Here is an 18,398-nt window from a genome sequence, read left to right as displayed (position 1 = left end):
TCGAGGATCAGTCCTCGGCCGCCGCCAGTGCCAGTTCGCAGAACATCGCGTCGGCCCACGAGAACCACGGGCGCGAGAACTGTGTCGGGTCCTCGACGTCGAACGACTCGTGCATGTCGCCGGTCCCGCCGTCGGTCGCCACGAGCACGTCGAGCAGCTCCCGACGGCGCGCCGGCGACCCGGACACGAGGCCCTCGACCGCCAGGGCGATCGGCCACACCCGCTGCGGCAACGTGTGCGGGCTGCCGACACCGGCGGCCGCGGTGCCGCTGAACCAGAACGGGTTCGCCGGTGACAGCACGAAGTCCCGCGTCGCCGCCCACACCGAGTCGTCGAGCACCGACGGCGCCGACAACGGCAGGGACAGCAGCGACGGGGTGTTCGCGTCGTCCATGCGCAGCACACCACCGAGCCCGTCGACCTCGTAGGCGTAGACGTCCTCCCCCGCCGGCCCGGGCACGACGCCGTGCTGCCGGACGCCGTCCAGGATGCTCGCGCGCAGCACGTCGGCGTCGTCCGCCAGGCCCGTGTCGGACCAGACGTCCCGGGCGATCGCGGCGACGGCGAGCAGCGCCTCGGCGGCGAACAGGTTCGCGGGCACGTTGTAGCCGTACGTGCAGGCGTCGTCCGACGGGCGGAACCCGCACCACGTCATGCCCGTCACCGCGACCGGGGTGCCGCGGCCGTCGCGCGCGAGGGTCTCGGTCGGGATCGCCCCGTCGCGCACGAACCGGTAGGCCGATGCGTCGTGGTCCTGTTCGGTCCGCCACTGCGCCACGATCGTGCGGAACACCCGGTGCGCCCGTTCGTCCAGCACCGCGGTCGACCCGGTCGCCCGCCACAGCGCGTACGCGAAGGTCACCGGGTAGGCCAGGCTGTCGACCTCGTACTTCTGCTCCCACACCAGCGGGTCGGCGTTCAGGTCGTCGGGGTCGTAGTGCGCGCCGTTCGGCTCGCGGTTGAACGAGTTGGCGTAGGGGTCGTGCTCGATCAGCCGGAACTGCCGCCGCACGACCGCCCAGAGCAGGTCCGCGAGCGCCGGGTCGTCCGCCACGAACCGCAGGTACGGCGTCATCTGCGTCGTCGAGTCGCGGAGCCACATCGCCGGGATGTCCCCCGTGATCACGAAGGCGCCGTCGTCGTCGAGCGAGATCGTGTCCCGCAGCGTGCGGACCAGCGCGCGCTCAACGCGGTCGCCGACCTCGGTGCCGACCGCGGCTCGGACCCGGTCGGCGGCCGCCACCAGCGTCGGCGTGATCTCCTCGAGCTGCGTCTGCGTCACGACACCCATCGCACTGACTCCTGTCCGTCGGTGACGCGGACGGTCCGCGTCGACCCGGGTGGATCGAGCACGTCGTCCGTCCAGCAGTCGAGTTCGAGCGGCCGTGCACCGAGCCGGAGACCAGCGTCCCACGTGCCGAGCGCATCGAGTCCGAGCGCGTACGCGGTGTCGACGGTCCCACCGGCGGGCACGTCGACCGTCACCAGGGCGAGCAGTCGTCGTCGCCGCGGACGGACACCGGGTTCACGCCGCCGCCCCCACAGGGGCACCGAGACCCGACGGGGTGCGTCCGACGTGTTGCGCACCGTCACCGGGACGGTCACCGTGCCCCCGGCCAGGAGGCGCACAGCAGTCACCGCGTCGCTCCCCTCCGCCAGGCGGACGTCCACCCCGCCACCCGGCCCGGGTGCACCGGTCACGGTCGAGCGGCTGGTCACGTCGACGTAGCCGCGCGCCGTCTCGAGGCGTTCGTCGTGCGCCACGGGCAGGACGCCGTCGGCGCCGGGCCACGTCGCGGGGAGTCGCCCCTCGGCCGGGGCGCCGAACAGCACGTCCGCGACGGCTCGACCGCCGGAGGGCCCCGGGAACGGCACGACGAGCACGCTGTCGGCCAGGGCGAGCACCTCACTCAGGACCCGTGGTCGACCGTCGACGACGACCGCGACGACCGGCAGACCGCTCTCGCGGGCGGCGCGGAGCACGTCGAGCTGCGCGTCGGGCACGGCGATCGAGGCCAGGTCGACCCCCTCGCCGTTCGTGGTGTCCGGTGCCGGACCGCTGACGGCGCCGTTGTCCTCGAAGCCGTCGTCGTACGCGCGACGACTCGAGCCGCCGAGCACCACCACCGCCACGTCGGCGCCGAGGAGCGCCGTGCGGACCGCGAGGAGCCCGTCGGGGCCCGGCAGGGGCTGTCGGAGCCCGCTGCCCCGGGCGGTGCGGATCCGGGCGGGGCCGAGCCGGGCCTCCAGGGCGGAGCGGACGGTGGACGCACCGGGGTCGACGGGCGGCCGCGGAGGTGAGTAGTCGCCGAGCAGGGCGTCGACGTCGTCGGCGTTCGGGCCGACCACGGCGACGACGGCGTCGGGTGCGATCGCGGGCAGCGCTCCGCCCAGGGCGACCACGGCGCGGTGAGCGGCGCGTTCAGCGAGCGCGATGGTCGCGCGTTCCGGTGGCTCGGCGTTCTCGGCCGGGCCGGGTGCTGGTGCAGGTGCAGGTGTCGCCGGTGGTGCTGTCGGTGTCGCGAGCAGGCCGACGCGGCGCTTCAGGGCGAGCACCCGGTCCACCGCGCGGTCCAGGTCGCCGGTGCTGATCAGGCCCCGGTCCAGTGCCCCGTCGAGGTGCGTGTAGGACTCGTCCCACAGGCTCAGGTCGACCCCGGCACGGAGCGCGAGCGCAGCCGCCGAGGCCGGGTCGGGGGTGACGTCGCGCAGCCGGTCGATGGCGGTGCCGTCGGCCATCACGAGCCCGTCCCAGCCCCACGTGTCGCGGATCGTGGTGGTGAGCAGGTCGCGGTTGCCGCAGCACGGCACCCCGTCGACGTCGTTGTACGCCGCCATGAACCCGGCGACGTGTTCGCGTGCCGCGGCGAGCGCTGGCGGCAGGTGCACCTCGGCGAGCTCACGGCGGCCGATCGGGGCGCCGGAACCGTTCCGCCCACCGATGCCGGCGCCCTGCCCGGCCAGGTGCTTCGCGACGACCGCGACGTGTCGGTCGTCGATCGGGCCCGGACCGCCGCCCTGCATGCCCCGGACGGTGGCGGCGACCATGATCGCGGCGAGCGCGGCGTCCTCGGACCAGCACTCCTCGCTCCGACCCCACCGGGGATCGCGCAGGACGTCGAGCCCGGAGACGAGGGCGACGTGGGTACCGCGGGCGCGGACCTCGGCGGCGACCGCGGCCGCGAGGTCCTCGACGAGCTGCTCGTCCATCGCGGCGCCGAGGGCGAGGTTCACCGGCACTGTCGTGCCGCCGAGGGCCTGCAGCCCGTGCGGGACCTCTTCCACGAAGAGCGTCGGGACGCCGCCGTCACTGTGCGCGACGACGTGGTCCTGCACGGCGGCGTAGGCCTCGGCGGAGCGTTCGGGTGGGATGCCGTTGCCCCAGTGCACGCCGGACCAGGGGTCGGCGCGGAGCACACCGTAGACCGCGCCGATCCCGCCCCACCGGTCGACCTCGGCGCGCAGGACGTCGGTGATCCGCGGGCGGCCGTCGACCCAGCGGACGGCCTCCCAGCCCTTCAGGCGCTGGTTGAGCTGGCCGATGCGGGCGCGGACGTCGAGGCTGGTCGCGGTCGGGTGCGCGGTCTGGTGCTCGGTCATCCCTTGATCGCTCCGGAGACCAGAGCGCGCTGCATCTGGCGCTGCAGGATCGAGTACACGAGGTACACCGGCAGCAGCGTGAACAGCGTGCCGGCCATGAGCATCCCGTAGTCGGTGCCGGCGTCGACCTTCAGCGTCGGGAGCGCCACCTGGATCGTCCGCTGCGCCGTGTCCGGCCCGATGAGCACCAGGGCGTACAGGTACTCGTTCCAGAACGACAGGAAGTTCAGCAGCAGCACGGTGGCGATGCCCGGGATGCAGATCGGCAGGTACACCTGGCGCATCACCTGCCACGCCGAGGCGCCGTCCATCGACGCGGCCTCCTCCAGCTCGCGCGGGATCGTTCGCATGAACTGGGTCAGGATCACGACGGCCAGGGGCATCGCGGTCGCGGGCAACAGGAGCACGAGGAACGTCCGGGTGTGGAACAGCCCCATCCCGGCCGCGAGCAGGAACGTCGGGAACAGCGCCGCGAACGACGGGATGAGGAACCCGAGCGAGAACAGTCCCTCGACGATGCGTCCGGCGCGGCCGGTGGCCCGGGCGAGGGCGAACGACGCCGGCAGCGCGAGGACGAGGGTCAGCACCAGGGCCGCCACCGTCGTGATCGCCGAGTTCGCGATGGCCGGTCCGAGCGAGGCCTGGCGGATCGCCTCGGTGAAGTTCGACAGGTCCCACGACGCGGGCAGCGCCAACGGGGACTCGAAGATGCCGTCGTTGTCCTTGAACGACGACACCACGAAGTAGTAGAAGGGCAGGATCAGCAGGGCGGCGTAGATCCACGCCACGGTGCCGCTCGTGATGGAGCCGATCCGGTCACGCAGCCGGATGCCGGCGGTGGGTTTCGCCATGGTGGTCTCCCGGGGTCTGTCGGTCAGGGGCGGTCAGTGGGTCTTGCGCAGGACCCGGCGGATGACGAACATCCCGGCGAGTCCGAGCACGAACAGGACGACGCCGACGGCCTGGCTGTAGCCGAGGTCGGTGTCGACGAACGCCTTCTGGTACACGAGGTACGACAACGTCGTGGTCGCGGTGCCCGGGCCGCCCTGGGTCAGCAGGAGCACGTTCTGCGCCGAGCTGAAGAGCATCGAGAGGAACTGCAGCATCGCCACCACCCCGATGAAGTCGCGGGCGATCGGCCAGTACACACCCCACGCCAGCCGCCACGATCCGGCGCCGTCCATGCGGGCGGCCTGCACGACCTCGGTGTCGACGCCGTCGAGCCGGCTCGCGATGAGCACCGCCGAGTACCCGATGCCTGCCCACAGGTCGACGACGATGAGCGCGCCGAGGGCGGTCGCGGGGTCGGCCAGCCAGGCCTTGCCGCCGATGCCGAGCGTCGCGAGCACCCCGTTGACCAGGCCGTCGGGGTTGAGCATCGCGTAGAACATCATCGCCGTGGCCGGTGCCGAGATGAGCGCCGGGATGAAGAGCAGGTAGCGGAGCACCTTGTGCCCGCGCGGCTTCTGCACGACGTGGAAGGCGAGCAGGAACGCCAGCACGATCATGATCGGCAGCCCCACCACGATCTGCACCGTGCTGTTCCGGACCGCGGCCCAGAACGTCTCGTCGGAGAACAGCACCCGGAAGTTGTCGAGCCCCGCGAACGTCGGCGACACGAGCATGCCGGGCCAACTCAGGAAGGCGATCACGATCATCGCGACGACCGGCCCGATCATGAACAGGCCGTACCAGACGAGCGCCGGGATCGCGAAGGTCGGGAAGCTGCCGCGGCTGCTGCCGACGGCGCGGGATCCGCGGCGGGCGGGCCCGGGCGGGGTCGACGCCGACCGGACGGGTGGTTCCTCGACGAGCACTGCCATGGGGAGCTCCTTCTCGCAGGGTCGGGTGGGTCAGGCGGCCGTGTAGGCGCGCTCGAAGAGGTCGATGATGCGGTCGGCCGAGGTGCCCGAGCCGTACGCCAGGCTGGTCGCACGGATCATCGGCTCGTACGCCGAGTCGGGCACGAGCAGGTCGGGCAGCATCACCGGGGTGACCTGGTCGTCGGTGAGCTTCGACGCCTGGGCGACGAGCGGGAAGTCACGGCTGACGGTGTCGGTGATCCGGCTCATGTCGCGGCCGGAGTCGAGGACGAACTCGGTCGTCACCGCCGACGAGTACAGGTACTGCACGAACGGCTTGATGAGGTCGAGCTTCGCCCGGCCGTTCTCGCTGATCCAGATGCCGTGCCCGTTGTAGCTCTTGATGACGCTCGGGTGCGCGATGGCCGCGTGCTGCGAGGGGACCGGCCAGCCGCCCACGGTGACCTCCTTCGCGCGTTCCTTCGACACCAGCGCCAGCGCGGAGGACATCGCGGGGACGATCGCGGCCTTGCGCGTCGTGAACTGCGTCAGTTCGGAGTCCGAGGTGAACCCCTGCACCGAGTCCACGAAGACCCCGGCGTCGCGGAGCTCGACGAAGTGCTCGACGCCGCGGACCGCACCGGCGCTCTCCGAGATCCTGCCCGTGGAGAAGACCTTCGCCGCTTCGCCCTGGGACACGAACCCCTGGATCACCTGCATGAGGAGCTTCTGCCCGCTCCAGTCCGACCCGCCGACGGTGACCGGCCCGATGCCGGCGGAGCGCAGGCGGTCGGCTGCGGCGATGAGCGCGTCCGAGGTCGTCGGGATCTCGCTGACACCGGCCTGTTCGAGCAGCGCCGTGTTGAACGACACCGGCCAGTTCGTCCGGGTGAACGGGAACGCCCGGAGCCGGCCCTGGTCGTCGGTCCACTCCTCGAGCGCCTCCGGGATGATCTTGTCGCGCAGGTCCCACTCGTCGAGGTACCGGGAGACGTCGATCGTGGCGTCCTCACCCGTCCAGGACAACGTCCGCCCGACCATGTTCACGATGGCGACGTCGGCTTCCTTGCCGGCGAGGGAACTCGTCTCGAAGACGATCGGCAGGTCGGACCCGTTCGACAGCAGGGCGACCTTGCGGTCCGTGCAGCGGCGGTAGGCGGCGACGACGTCCGTGAACGTCTGCGCGCCCGCGACCGCGCCGCTGAGCTGGGTGTGCACGCTCAGCGTGCCGGGGCCGCTCGAGGCCGGGGTGAGGGCGCTGCACCCGGCCAGGATCGGCGCGAGGATGCCGGCGCCGAGCCCGGCCCCGATGAGGGTGCGCCTACTGATGCCGTCCGTCACGGTGCCTCCCTGGCAGTGGATGGTGGAGCGATCGCGATGCATTTGGTACAGCGGTGTACTTCAGGTGACGAGCAACGTATACCGCTTTACACGACGTGGTCAAGCCTCTACGCTCGACGGCATGAGCGACACCACCGCCGGAGCCGTCGACCGACGCCGCGTGACCATCGCGCAGGTCGCCAAGCGCGCCGGCGTCTCGACCTCGGCGGTCTCGCACGTGTTCAACGGGCGGCCGAACGTGTCCGCCGCCACCGCGGCCCGCATCCGCAAGGCTGCCGACGACCTGAACTGGCGGCCGAACCTGGCGAGCCGCAAGCTCTCCGGCAACGCGGGGCACAGCCTGGGACTGGTCCTCGCCCGCTCACGCGACACCTTCCAGCGCGACCCGTTCACGATGCGGCTGATCGCCGGGCTGACCGAACCCCTCGCCGCGATCGGGTGGTCGCTGTCCGTCACCCTCGTGCAGGCCGACGACGAAGCCGCCGTCTACCGGCAGTGGTGGACCGAGCAGCGGGTCGACGGCTTCCTGCTCGTCGACGTCCGTACCGACGATCCCCGCATCCCGATGCTGCAGCACCTGGCGGCCCCGGCCGTCATGCTCGGCGCACCGATCGCCGGCAGCACCGTCCCGGCGGTCACGGTGGGCGACGCCGACGCGACCGAGTCCCTGCTCGACCACCTCGGTTCGCTCGGCCACCGCCGGATCGCCCGCGTCGGGGACGGCCCGGCACTCGCGCACACCGGCGCCCGCGACGCCCGCTTCACCGCCGCAGCCGCGCGCCGGGGCGTGGACGCGCTCGTGCTCGGGTGGCGAGCCGACGCCGAGGACCCGGTGGCCGACCTGCTCGCCCGACTGGACCGCGCCACCGCGATCGTCCTGGACGGCGAGGCGATCGCGGCCGAGGTGATCGCGCACGCCCCCGAGCTCGGCGTCCGCGTGCCCGAGGACCTGTCCGTCGTCGCGTGGGAGGACTCGTGGGTCTCGTCGATCGTGCGTCCGTCGCTGACCGCCCTGGACGCCCCCGTCGAGGAGTCCGCCCGCACCGCCGTCGCCCTGGTCGAACGACTCGTCCGCGGCGACGAGGTCACCGATGCCGAGGTCGGCGGGCGCGCCCTGCACGTCCGCGGCTCGACCGGCCCCGCCCCAGCCGCCGCCACCGTTCCCTGACCGAAGGAGACCGATGACCACCGCCACGCGCTTCGGCGTGAACTACGTGCCCTCGACCGACTGGATGTTCCAGTGGCAGTCGGTGGAGGAATCCGCGATCCGCCGCGACCTCGAGGCGATCGCCACCCTCGGCCTCGACCACGTCCGGCTGTTCCCGCTGTGGCCGACCCTGCAGCCGAACCGCACACTCATCCGCCGACGGGCCCTCGACGACGTGGCCCTGGTGGTCGACATCGCCGCCGAGTTCGGGCTGGACGCCAGTGTCGACGTCGTCCAGGGGCACATGTCCGGCTTCGACTTCGTCCCCGCCTGGCTCGTGAACTGGCACGACGGCAACATGTTCACGGACCAGCCGGCGATCGACGCGCAGGCCGCCCTGGTCGCCGCCGTGTACGACGCGGTGCGCGACCGCCCGAACTTCACGGGGCTGACCCTGGGCAACGAGCTCAACCAGTTCCAGCCACCGAACCCCGCCGCGATGCCCGCCGACACCGCGCAGGTGACGCACTGGCTCGAGTCCCTGCTCGGCGCACCCCGCGACAAGGACCCGCGACACGTCGTCACGCACTCCGAGAACGACCACCTCTGGTACCGCGACGGCCACCCGTTCGTGCCAGCGCACGCCAGCCGCCTCGGGGACGTCACGACCGTGCACTCCTGGATCTTCAACGGGGTGGCCGGTCGGTACGGCGCACTCTCCGACGAGTCCGTCCGGCACGCCGAGTGGATGATCGAGCTCGCCCGCGCCTTCGCCACCGACCTCGAGCGGCCCGTCTGGCTGCAGGAGGTCGGGGCACCCGACCGGCACCTCGCCGAGTCCGAGATGCCCGAGTTCCTCGAGCGCACGGTCGCGGCGGCCCTCACGACCGAACGCCTCCACGCGGTCACGTGGTGGTGCTCCCACGACGTCTCCCGCGACCTGGGCGACTTCAAGGACCTGGAGTACTCGCTCGGTCTGCTCGACGTCGACAACCGCGTGAAGCCGCTCGGCCGGCGCTACGCCGAGGTCGTCGCCGACGCACGGCGCTCCGCCCCGGTCCCGACCCCGCGCACGAGTGCCGTCGTGGTCGACGTCGACGCGGCCGACCTGCCGATCCGTCGGGCGGACCTGGCGCCGGGCGGCCCCGTCTTCGAGCGCTGGCACCGCCTGCGCGCCGCCGGTGAGGCCGTGACCGTCGTGACGAGCCGGACCGCAGCCGACCCCGCGGCGCTGGCGGCACGGGGTGTGACCCGGGTCGTGGAGACCGCAGCGGTCTGACGGGGCCGAGCCGGGCCTCCTGGCCATTAACCGGGATCGTCACCGAGCCCGCGATCCGGGCGTACCGTGACTGCCGATCCACACAGGAAGCCGCTCCTGAGCAACCGAGCACTTGCGGCAGATGTAACTTTGCAGGCAGCGCAAAAATCGTTTCGCCAGCGCATCGGTACCGGGAGACCCTGCTCATGACCCAGACGGCGACCGCACCCGCGGCCCCCACCACGGCGTCCAACGTCGTGATGAACCACCGACAGATCCTGTTGGTGATCTACGGCCTGATGGCCGGGATGTTCCTCGGAGCCCTCGACCAGACGATCGTCGGCACCGCGATCCGTACCATCGGTGACGACCTGCACGGCCTCGACCAGCAGGCCTGGGTCACCACCGGGTACCTGATCGCCTCGACCGTGACGACGCCGATCTACGGCAAGCTCTCCGACATCTTCGGTCGGCGGCCGCTGTTCATCACGGCGATCGGCATCTTCATCGTCGGGTCGTTCGCCGCGTCGTTCTCGACCTCGATGCTCATGCTCGCCGGGTTCCGTGCGCTGCAGGGTCTCGGTGCCGGTGGCCTGATGTCCCTGCCGCTGGCGATCATGGGCGACATGCTCGCCCCCCGCGAGCGGGCGAAGTACCAGGGCTACTTCCTGGCCGTCTTCGGCATCTCGTCCGTGATCGGCCCGCTCGTCGGTGGCGTCTTCGCCGGCGCGAGCGAGCTGCTGTTCATCTCCGGCTGGCGCTGGGTGTTCCTGATCAACGTGCCGATCGGCGTCATCGCGCTGTTCATGGTGCTGACGTTCCTGCACCTGCCGAAGTTCGGCGACCGCGGCAAGCCCCGGATCGACTGGTGGGGCGCGACGCTCGTCATCGTCACCCTCGTGCCCCTGCTGCTGATCGCCGAACAGGGCCGCGAGTGGGGCTGGAGCTCCCCCGGCGCCTTCGCCTGCTACGGCATCGGTGCAGCCGGCCTGATCGCGTTCATCATCGTCGAACGGGCGATGGGCAGCGACGCGATCCTGCCGATGAAGCTGTTCGGCTCGCGGGTGTTCTCGATGTCCGCGATCCTGTCCGTGCTCGTCGGCTTCGGCATGTTCGGCGCGATGCTGACCATCCCGCTGTACCTGCAGATCGTGAAGGGCGTCACCCCGACCGAGTCCGGGTTCGCGATGCTCCCGATGGTGCTCGGCCTGATGATCTCGTCGATCGCCTCGGGACAGATCATCTCGCGGACCGGCAACTACCAGGTCTTCCCGATCACGGGCACGGCGTTCACGGCCATCGGCTTCACGATCCTGACGTTCCTGACCGCCGACCGCCCCCTGTGGTTCCTGATGCTCGGCATGTTCGGCATCGGCCTCGGGCTCGGGCAGCTCATGCAGACGCTGACCCTCGCGGCGCAGAACTCGGTGTCCCCGCGGGACATCGGCGTCGCCACCAGCGCCGCGACGTTCTTCCGGCAGATCGGCGGCACCATGGGCACCGCCGTGCTGCTGTCCGTCCTGTTCACCCTGATGCCGACGAACATCACCGCGGCGATGCAGAACGAGACCGACCTGAAGAGCGCCCTCAACGCCGCGCTCACGCCCTCGGTCGCGAACGCCTCCGAGAACAAGGGCGTGATGGACCAGATCTGGACGAAGATCGTCGATCCCGTGCAGAAGAACGTGCAGGACGGCCTGAACAACGGCGCCGTACAGGCGAAGGAAGCCGCCGACGCTGCCGTCACGAAGCAGGTCACGGCCGCCGTGCAGCAGCAGGTCGCGGCCGGCAAGCTCCCCGCCGCCGCAGCCGACACCGTCATCGCCCAGCAGGTCGACGACGCCAAGCCGGCCGCCGAGCAGCAGGCCCTCGAGACGGCTGCGGCCAAGGCGAACGCGACCGTCGTCGACGGCACGCTGCAGGTCGACTACTCGGACAAGGCACAGCGCGAGAACGTCGTCGACGAGGTCGCCCCGACGCTCATCAAGCAGCTGAAGAGCGGCGACTCGAGTGCGAGCTCGTCCGGTTCCGCGGCGACGAGCGACACCTCGTTCCTGAACGGCGCGGACAAGCGACTCACCCGTCCGTTCCTGGTCGGTTTCAGCGACTCGGCCGTCCGCGTGTACTACGTCGGCCTCGCGGTGATCCTGCTCGCGTTCGTGCTGACCTGGTTCTTCCGGGTGCCGCCGCTGCGCAAGACCTCGGCGCTGCAGGAGCAGGCGGACGCCGCACGGACCGCTGACGCTGACGCTGCGGCTGCCGGTGCGGGCGCGGGTGCTGCCGGCGCCGGATCGGGTTCGGCCGCGATCGCGTCGTCGGACTCGGTGCCGACCTCGCCCGACGTACCCGCCCAGCCCCGGTCAGCACGCGCAGTGGGATCCTCGGACGTGTCGGTGCTACCGAACGACGTCGCCACGGATGACACCCGTGCTCCCCTGCCCGACGCCACAACGCACGGCGCGCACTCGGCGGCAGCGCCCGTGGACGAACCCCCGACGATGACCGGTGCCATCCGGACCCGGGCTGCGCACGCTGCCCCGGTGGTGGACGCCGGCGCCCCTGCGACCGGGGCCGACGCTGCGGAGGCGAGTCGGGCCTCCCGGCTGGACGACGCCGACGACGCGGCGCACCCGCACGGGCGGCACTCGGCCGAGTAGGCGCTGGCGCAGGTCGGCCCTGCCGACTCGGAACGACAAGGTCGACGTCGCACGACGTCGACCTTGTCGTCTCTGCGCGCGTGCAACTGTTGCGGGCGCGCGGTTGCGTCAACCTCGATGTCGTACGACGTCGAGGGTGTCGCACTGCGCGCGCCCTCGGTGCGTGTGCATGTTCCGACGAACCACGCGTCGATCACCTCGTGGATCGTCGCAGCATGCACCCGCATCGTGTGCGTGCGCATGTTCCGACAGGACACGCGTCGATCACCTCGTGGAACGTCGCACGATGCACCCGCATGTACCCACGCGCGGCCGCGCACTCGCGCCGCCCCCGCGCCCCCGCGCCCCCGCCCGTCAGCCCGCCGGCACCGCTCCCGCGCGACCACCCGGGGCCGCACCCGCCACCTCGAACGACGCCCCCGGCAAGCGCTTCCGCATCACGTCGATCGCCGCCGGGTTGTCGTCCACCAGCACGTACCGCCGCCCGAGCGCCGACGCCACCGCGCCGGTCGTCCCGCTGCCGGCGAAGAAGTCGAGCACCCAGTCGCCCTCGCGCGAAGAGGCCTGCACGATCCGCCGCAGCACCCCCTCGGGCTTCTGCGTCGGGTAGCCGGTCTTCTCCTTGCCGGTCGGCGACACGATCGTGTGCCACCAGACGTCGGTGGGGAGCTTGCCGCGCTCGCGCTTCTCCGGTGTGACGAGCCCCGGCGCCATGTACGGCTCGCGGTCGACCGCCGACGAGTCGAACCAGTACTGCGACGGGTCCTTTACGTAGACCAGGATCGTGTCGTGCTTGGTCGGCCACCGCGACTTGGACTTGGCGCCGTAGTCGTAGGCCCAGACGATCTCGTTCAGGAACGACTCGCGGCCGAACAGCGCGTCGAGCAGGACCTTCGCGTAGTGCGACTCGCGGTAGTCGAGGTGCAGGTACAGGGTGCCGTCGGTGGTGAGGAGTCGCCAGGCCTCGATCAGTCGGGGTTCGAGGAACGTCCAGTAGTCCTCGAACCGGTCGTCGAACCGCATCAGGTCGCCGCGGACCCGCTCGTAGGTCCGTCCGTGGAACCCCATCACCGGCCCGTCGGCGCTGGGTACCGCGGACGAAGCATGCCGACGCTGGTACCGCCCCGTGTTGAACGGCGGGTCGAGGTACACGAGGGTGAACGTGCCGTCGGCGAGCGCCGGGGTCACGTCGAGGGCGTCGCCGAGGACGACGCGGTCCGGGCCTCGGTCGTCTCCCGTGTGCACGGGACCATTCTGGCGCAGCCAGCGGCGACTCGGCCTCGCGGCGTAGCCTCACCGCATGGCAGCACCCGAGGTCCGCAACGACACCGACAAGCAGCAGTACTCCCTGGTCGAGGACGGCGAGGTCATCGGCTTCGCGGCGTACGAGGTCGACGGCGACGAGATCCGCTTCGTGCACACCGAAGTCGACCCGTCGCACCGCGGTGGCGGGCACGCGTCGATCCTCGTGCAGCACGCGCTCGACGACGTGCGCGACGGCAGCCTCCGGGTCGTGCCGCAGTGCAGCTACGTCCACGCGTGGATCGAGCGGCACCCGGACTACCAGGAACTCACGACGCGCTGACGCGAGCGGCGAGCGGCGAGCGACCGCCGGCGGTTCAGTACGACCGGTTGTGCGTCCCGACGCGCGCTTCGTGCCGACCGGCGCTCCGCACCGTCGGCACCTTGATGAGCACGCTGCCGCTGAGCAGGTCGTGGTCGTCGTCCGCCGGTGACGGTGCCTCCTTCGGGAGGCGCGACTGCCGTTCGTACTCGGCTTGCGTCTCGTGGCGGGTCGGCGCGAACACCTCGTCGAGCATCCCGCCGATGCCTCCGGATCCGCCGCTGCGCGTGGACTTGTTCGACAGGTCGATCCACCCCACGCGATCGGCGATCCACACCACGACGGCCACGGCGGCCACCGCCCCCAGGAAGATCAACCAGTTCACGCGAGCGACGCTACGTGGACGATCCGGCCACGACATCAGCCGCGCGGGGGATTCTCATGATCCGCACGTGTGGTTCATGGAGTCGGTCGTCACACTGGTCGAGCGGCGGCCGGAGCGTCCCCCCTCTGCTCCGGCCGCCCACCACGAGCTCGCTCAGGGCACCCGCTCGAGCCACTCCTTCGTCGCGAACTTCGTCCGCACCAGCTCCTGCGCCTTCTCGCGCTCGGCATCGGTCACCGCGCCGGGAGTCGCCCCGTACAGCTTCGTGAACGTGCCGATCAGCCGGTCGATGATCTCGGCGCGGGACAGCCCGGTCTGCGAGCGCAGCGGGTCCACGCGCTTCGCGGCCGACGTGGTCCCCTTGTCGCTCATCTTCTCGCGCCCGATCCGCAGGACCTGGACCATCTTCTCGCCGTCCATGTCGTAGCTCATGGTGGCGTGGTGGAGCAGGGACCCGGTGCCGAGGCGCTTCTGCGCAGCGCCGCCGATCTTGCCCTTGGCTGAGGTGATGTCGTTGAGCGGCTGGTAGTACGCGTCGATGCCGAGGGACTTCAGCGCCTCGATCACCCACTCGTCCAGGTACGCGTAGGAGTCCGCGAACGTCATGCCCTGCACCAGGTCGGCGGGGACGTAGAGCGAGTACGAGATGATCGCGCCGGCGTCCATGAACATCGCGCCGCCGCCGGAGATCCGCCGCACCACCTGCACGCCGAACTTCTCGGCACCGGCCGGGTCGACCTCGTTCTTCAGCGACTGGAACGACCCGATGACGACGGCGGGCTGGTCCCACTCCCAGATGCGCAGGGTCGGACCGCGGCGTCCGGCGCCGACTTCTTCGGTCAGCACCTGGTCGAGTGCGAGGTGCTCGTTCGGGCTGATCGGGCCTTCGTGGATGATCTGCCAGTCGTAGTCCTGCCACGACGATGCGCGGGACAGCGCGCGGCGGACGGCGACCCCGACGGACTCGGGTGTGAAGCCGAGCAGCACGGCGTCGGCGGGGAGCGCCCCACGGACGGCCGCGGCGATGCCGGCGGCGTCGGTCGTCGCCGGCAGCCCGTTGACGGCCTCGTCGATGAGCGGCAGCGCGTCGTCGGGTTCGAGGAAGAAGTCGCCGGCGAGCCGGAACTCCTGGATGTTCCCGTCCACCACGTCGAGGTCGACGACGACCAGTTTTCCACCTGGGACCTTGTACTCACCGTGCACGCGTCGAGCCTACGCCCGCCACCTGTCGGACTGGAGGCGCGGGTCGGCGCCGCCACGGGCCTCCCGTCCGCCAGCCGGTACCGTCTCAGGACGCGGCGCGCGCCGTCACCCGGTCCAGCCACGCGACCAGGTCGGCCACGACCTCGTCGCGGTTCGTCTCGTTGTAGACCTCGTGCCGCGCACCCTCGTAGACCTGCACCGTGACGTCGGACAGTCGTCCGCGCCGCCGGTAGGCCTGCGCCAGCCGCTCGACCGACCGCGGCCCCCCGAGCGCGTCGTCGGACCCGACCTGCAGCAGCATGGGCAGGTCGTGCGGGATCCCCCGCCGCGGGACCCCGAGCAGCCGGAGTGTGTCGGGCAGCCCGAACAGGCCGATGACGTCGGCCTCGACGGCGAGCGGGTCGACGGACATCGCGTCGATGATCTTCCGGTCGCGGGTGAGCCACTCGAACTTGGTCGGACCGGAGCCCGCGTGCCGTGCGTTGAGGTCGCCGCTGTTCATCCAGCCGGGCAGCCGGTAGGCCGTGGCGGAGAGCACGACCCCGTCCCACGACTCCGACGAGCTGTTCACGATCCGCTGCGCCATGAGCGAGCCCCACGAGTGCCCGAGCAGCACCAGTGGCACGCCGGGGGTGTCCGCTCGGGCGACCTCCCCCATCTGCTCGACGGCGGCGATCGCGGCGCGCAGTCCGCCGGGGCCGAGCCGACCGAGCTTGGCGTGGTCGCCGTCCCACTGGCCGAGGCCGGTGCGCCCGTGCCCGCGGTGGTCGTTCGCGTGCACGGTGTACCCGGCACGCACGAGGTCCTGTGCCAACGGCTCGTACCGCAGCCCGTGCTCGCCGACGCCGTGCGCGATCTGCACGATGCCCTTGGGGCGCGCCGCTCGCCAGGTCGAGTAGACGATCTCGACGCCGTGGGCGTCGGTGAACGAGGCGTCGCCTCGCGCTGCGGAGAAGGTGGGCACGTGAGCATCTTCGCAGAACCGGGTGACCCAGCACCTGTTCATCCGGCGTTCACGCAGGGGCTTCGGGGCGGGCCTACCGTCCCCGGCATGGACGTCCTCGTCATCGTCGTGCTCGTGATCGTGGTGGCCCTCGTGTTCGACTTCACGAACGGGTTCCACGACACCGCCAACGCCATGGCCACGTCGGTCGCCACCGGGGCGCTCAAGCCCCGGACCGCCGTGCTCATCTCCGCCGTCCTCAACGTGGTCGGCGCGTTCCTCTCCACCGAGGTTGCCAAGACCGTCTCGCAGGGCATCATCCGCGAGGGCCAGGACGGCGTCCACATCTCCCCCACGATGATCTTCGCCGGGCTGGTGGGCGCGGTCCTCTGGAACCTCGCCACGTGGTACCTCGGGCTGCCCTCGTCGTCGACGCACGCGCTGTTCGGCGGGCTGATCGGCGCATCGATCATCGGCGCCGGGCTGAACTCGGTGGACTGGGCGACGGTGGTGTCGAAGGTCGTGCTGCCGGCGCTGCTCTCACCGGTCATCGCCGGGGTCATCGCCCTGGTGGCCACCTACCTGGCGTACGTGCTCACGAAGAACGCCACGACGCACGGTGCGGCGACGGGCTTCCGGCACGGCCAGACCGTCTCGGCATCGCTGGTGTCGCTCGCGCACGGCACCAACGACGCGCAGAAGACGATGGGTGTCATCACCCTGACGCTCATCGCCGCGAACTACCAGGACAGCGGGACCGGCCCGGCGCTCTGGGTGATCCTGGCCTGCGGACTCGCGATCGGCCTCGGTACCTACACGGGCGGCTGGCGGATCATGCAGACGGTCGGCAAGAAGATCTCCGACGTGCAGTCGCCGCAGGGCTTCGCGGCCGAGACGAGTTCCGCCGCGACGATCCTCATCTCGTCGCACCTCGGCTTCGCCCTGTCGACGACGCACGTCACCAGCGGTTCGGTGATCGGGTCCGGGCTCGGCAAGAAGCTCGCCGACGTGCACTGGTCGGTCGTCGGCCGCATCGTCGTCGCGTGGGTGATCACGTTGCCGGCGGCCGCGGTGGTCGGCGGGTTGGCGACCTGGCTCGCCTCGACCTCGGCGGTCGGCCTCGTGCTGGTGGCGGTGCTCGCCCTGGCCGGCGGGCTCACGTTCTACGTCCTCGCCAAGCGCAAGCCGATCTCGCACGACGACGTCGCCGCCGGATCGACCGAACCCACCGACCAGGCCGAGCCGCAGCCGGCCGGCGCGCAGGACTGAGGGGAACGACGATGGAGATCGACTTCACGAGCATCGGCCTGGTCGCGGGCGTCGGCTTCGTGGCCGCGGTGGGCATCGTGCTCGTCTACACGCTCGGCCTGCGGCTGCTCGGCGCCGGGCAGCCGCTCGACACCGGGGGTGAACGCACCCAGTACTCCGAGGAGACCCCGCGGTCCGGGCACACGCCGCCGGCAGCACTGGCGGGTGCCGTCCTGTGCTTCGCGGTCTGTGCGGCAGCCGTGCTCGCTGGCATCTGGCTCACGATCCCCCAGTTCCACTAGCACGTTCCTTCCCATCGCCCCCGCGCTGGGAAGCGGAAACGGGCGTACCTGGTCGAAACTTCCGACCAGGTACGCCCGTTTCGACCAGGTACGCCCGGAACGCCTACGCGACCGACGTCAGTGCGCGGAGTACCCGCCGTCGACCAGGTGGTAGCTGCCCGTGATGAACGAGGCCTTGTCGCTCAGCAGGAAGAGCACGAGCGCGGCGACCTCCTTGTCGGTGCCGAGACGCTTCGTGGCGTGCTCCGCTTCCAGCGCCGAGATGGCCTCGGGCGTCATGGCGTTGCGGAGCAGCGGGGTGTCGATGAAGCCCGGGCCCACGGCGTTGGTGCGGACGCCCTGCGCCGAGTACTCGAGCGCGGCGACCTTGGTCAGGCCGGCCAGGGCGTGCTTCGATGCGACGTACGCGGCGTTCTGCGCGATGCCGACCGTGCCGAGCACCGACGCCATGTTGACGATCGAGCCACCGCCGGCGGCGACCATCGCGGGCAGCTCGTAGCGGAGCCCGTAGAAGACGCCGTCGAGGTCGACCGCACGGACGCGGTCCCAGGCGGCGATGTCGTACTCGCCGATCTTCTGCGGGGCGGCGCCGATGCCGGCGTTGTTCACGGCGAGGTGCAGCGCGCCGTACGTCTCGACGGCGTACTGGACCATGCGCTCGTTGTCGGCGGCGACGGCGGAGTTGGCCTCGAACGCGCTGGCGGTGCCGCCGGCCTCCGTGATCTCGGACGCGACCCGCTGGGCAGCGTCGAGCTTGATGTCGGTGACGACGATCGTGGCACCCGCCGCGGCGAGCTCCTTCGCGACGGACTCGCCGATGCCGCTGCCACCACCGGTGACGATGGCGACCTTGCCCTCGAACTCGGACATGATTCCTTCTCTCTGAACAACACCTGTTGTCCAGGACAACGGTACACCCGAAAACCAGTTCGTTCACTGAACTAATGA

Annotated in this window: 16 protein-coding genes; 6 read left to right on the top strand and 10 right to left on the bottom strand. The window is 71.1% G+C overall.

Translation table 11 applies throughout. The annotated features are described in order from the left end of the window. Window positions 1-7: 7 nt before the first annotated feature. Genes EDF47_RS12880 through EDF47_RS12860 form a run of 5 tightly spaced genes read right to left on the bottom strand, consistent with a single transcriptional unit; the run spans window position 8 to window position 6,743 of the window. Entirely contained in the window at window positions 8-1,282 is a 1,275-nt protein-coding gene (locus EDF47_RS12880; RefSeq protein WP_243650108.1) for a glycoside hydrolase family 125 protein, read from the bottom strand. After that, window positions 1,279-3,600 (bottom strand): glycoside hydrolase family 3 N-terminal domain-containing protein, encoded by a 2,322-nt coding sequence (locus tag EDF47_RS12875; protein WP_131880784.1) that lies wholly within the window; start codon window positions 3,598-3,600, stop codon window positions 1,279-1,281. The genes EDF47_RS12880 and EDF47_RS12875 overlap by 4 nt, the downstream gene beginning before the upstream one ends. Next, the gene (locus EDF47_RS12870) at window positions 3,597-4,451 is read right to left on the bottom strand and encodes a carbohydrate ABC transporter permease (protein WP_123293697.1); all 855 of its coding nucleotides are present in this window, start codon (window positions 4,449-4,451) and stop codon (window positions 3,597-3,599) included. Before EDF47_RS12870 ends, EDF47_RS12875 begins: the two co-directional genes overlap by 4 nt. A 33-nt stretch (window positions 4,452-4,484) precedes the next feature. Next, on the bottom strand, window positions 4,485-5,423 hold the full coding sequence (locus EDF47_RS12865) for a sugar ABC transporter permease (protein ID WP_123293696.1): 939 nt from the start codon (window positions 5,421-5,423) through the stop codon (window positions 4,485-4,487). 30 nt (window positions 5,424-5,453) lie between these two features. After that, on the bottom strand, window positions 5,454-6,743 hold the full coding sequence (locus tag EDF47_RS12860) for an ABC transporter substrate-binding protein (protein WP_131846968.1): 1,290 nt from the start codon (window positions 6,741-6,743) through the stop codon (window positions 5,454-5,456). A 121-nt stretch (window positions 6,744-6,864) separates the two neighbouring features. Here EDF47_RS12860 and EDF47_RS12855 point away from each other — a divergent pair, with 121 nt between their 5' ends. From EDF47_RS12855 to EDF47_RS12845, 3 genes are all read left to right on the top strand, one after another. Then, window positions 6,865-7,911: a LacI family DNA-binding transcriptional regulator gene (locus EDF47_RS12855; RefSeq protein WP_111085521.1), complete on the top strand. Its 1,047-nt coding sequence runs from the start codon at window positions 6,865-6,867 to the stop codon at window positions 7,909-7,911. Window positions 7,912-7,924: 13 nt separating this feature from the next. Then, on the top strand, window positions 7,925-9,169 hold the full coding sequence (locus EDF47_RS12850) for a glycosyl hydrolase (RefSeq protein WP_131846967.1): 1,245 nt from the start codon (window positions 7,925-7,927) through the stop codon (window positions 9,167-9,169). A 146-nt stretch (window positions 9,170-9,315) separates the two neighbouring features. Beyond that, window positions 9,316-11,805 (top strand): MDR family MFS transporter, encoded by a 2,490-nt coding sequence (locus EDF47_RS12845; RefSeq protein WP_279387372.1) that lies wholly within the window; start codon window positions 9,316-9,318, stop codon window positions 11,803-11,805. A gap of 354 nt (window positions 11,806-12,159) precedes the next feature. On the opposite strand, the gene EDF47_RS12840 is transcribed toward EDF47_RS12845, so the two are convergent. Continuing rightward, on the bottom strand, window positions 12,160-13,050 hold the full coding sequence (locus EDF47_RS12840) for a site-specific DNA-methyltransferase (protein ID WP_207896266.1): 891 nt from the start codon (window positions 13,048-13,050) through the stop codon (window positions 12,160-12,162). Between the two features lie 55 nt (window positions 13,051-13,105). Here EDF47_RS12840 and EDF47_RS12835 point away from each other — a divergent pair, with 55 nt between their 5' ends. Then, window positions 13,106-13,390, top strand: coding sequence for a GNAT family N-acetyltransferase (locus EDF47_RS12835; RefSeq protein ID WP_131846964.1), 285 nt, complete (start codon window positions 13,106-13,108; stop codon window positions 13,388-13,390). Window positions 13,391-13,424: 34 nt separating this feature from the next. Here EDF47_RS12835 and EDF47_RS12830 read toward each other — a convergent pair whose 3' ends face one another. The 3 genes from EDF47_RS12830 to EDF47_RS12820 all read right to left on the bottom strand — a co-directional run bounded on the left by EDF47_RS12830 (window position 13,425) and on the right by EDF47_RS12820 (window position 15,921). After that, window positions 13,425-13,754 (bottom strand): hypothetical protein, encoded by a 330-nt coding sequence (locus EDF47_RS12830; protein WP_131846963.1) that lies wholly within the window; start codon window positions 13,752-13,754, stop codon window positions 13,425-13,427. 153 nt (window positions 13,755-13,907) lie between these two features. After that, window positions 13,908-14,957, bottom strand: coding sequence for a biotin/lipoate A/B protein ligase family protein (locus tag EDF47_RS12825; protein ID WP_131846962.1), 1,050 nt, complete (start codon window positions 14,955-14,957; stop codon window positions 13,908-13,910). An 85-nt stretch (window positions 14,958-15,042) separates the two neighbouring features. After that, entirely contained in the window at window positions 15,043-15,921 is an 879-nt protein-coding gene (locus EDF47_RS12820; protein ID WP_131846961.1) for an alpha/beta hydrolase, read from the bottom strand. A gap of 87 nt (window positions 15,922-16,008) precedes the next feature. Between EDF47_RS12820 and EDF47_RS12815 the strand changes: the two genes are divergently transcribed. Both EDF47_RS12815 and EDF47_RS12810 read left to right on the top strand, forming a co-directional pair. After that, entirely contained in the window at window positions 16,009-17,169 is a 1,161-nt protein-coding gene (locus EDF47_RS12815) for an inorganic phosphate transporter (RefSeq protein ID WP_131880780.1), read from the top strand. An 11-nt stretch (window positions 17,170-17,180) separates the two neighbouring features. Next, complete coding sequence (locus EDF47_RS12810) at window positions 17,181-17,450, top strand: hypothetical protein (RefSeq protein ID WP_131880778.1); 270 nt, start codon at window positions 17,181-17,183, stop codon at window positions 17,448-17,450. 117 nt (window positions 17,451-17,567) lie between these two features. On the opposite strand, the gene EDF47_RS12805 is transcribed toward EDF47_RS12810, so the two are convergent. Further along, window positions 17,568-18,320, bottom strand: a complete 753-nt coding sequence (locus EDF47_RS12805) for a glucose 1-dehydrogenase (protein ID WP_131880776.1) — start codon at window positions 18,318-18,320, stop codon at window positions 17,568-17,570. Window positions 18,321-18,398: the final 78 nt, after the last annotated feature.

Origin of the sequence: Curtobacterium sp. PhB190 (assembly GCF_004365385.1) — a bacterium.
Classification (GTDB): Bacteria; Actinomycetota; Actinomycetes; order Actinomycetales; family Microbacteriaceae; genus Curtobacterium.
The sequence above is the reverse complement of the archived record's forward strand: the minus strand, read 5'-3'. Positions and strand labels throughout refer to the sequence as shown.

Bases quoted from the DNA above. Each gene is read 5' to 3' on its own strand.
- EDF47_RS12805 (WP_131880776.1), bottom strand. From the start codon at position 18,320: ATGTCCGAGTTCGAGGGCAAGGTCGCCATCGTCACCGGTGGTGGCAGC.
- EDF47_RS12815 (WP_131880780.1), top strand. From the start codon at position 16,009: ATGGACGTCCTCGTCATCGTCGTGCTCGTGATCGTGGTGGCCCTCGTG.
- EDF47_RS12850 (WP_131846967.1), top strand. From the start codon at position 7,925: ATGACCACCGCCACGCGCTTCGGCGTGAACTACGTGCCCTCGACCGAC.
- EDF47_RS12810 (WP_131880778.1), top strand. From the start codon at position 17,181: ATGGAGATCGACTTCACGAGCATCGGCCTGGTCGCGGGCGTCGGCTTC.
- EDF47_RS12855 (WP_111085521.1), top strand. From the start codon at position 6,865: ATGAGCGACACCACCGCCGGAGCCGTCGACCGACGCCGCGTGACCATC.
- EDF47_RS12875 (WP_131880784.1), bottom strand. From the start codon at position 3,600: ATGACCGAGCACCAGACCGCGCACCCGACCGCGACCAGCCTCGACGTC.
- EDF47_RS12870 (WP_123293697.1), bottom strand. From the start codon at position 4,451: ATGGCGAAACCCACCGCCGGCATCCGGCTGCGTGACCGGATCGGCTCC.
- EDF47_RS12865 (WP_123293696.1), bottom strand. From the start codon at position 5,423: ATGGCAGTGCTCGTCGAGGAACCACCCGTCCGGTCGGCGTCGACCCCG.
- EDF47_RS12835 (WP_131846964.1), top strand. From the start codon at position 13,106: ATGGCAGCACCCGAGGTCCGCAACGACACCGACAAGCAGCAGTACTCC.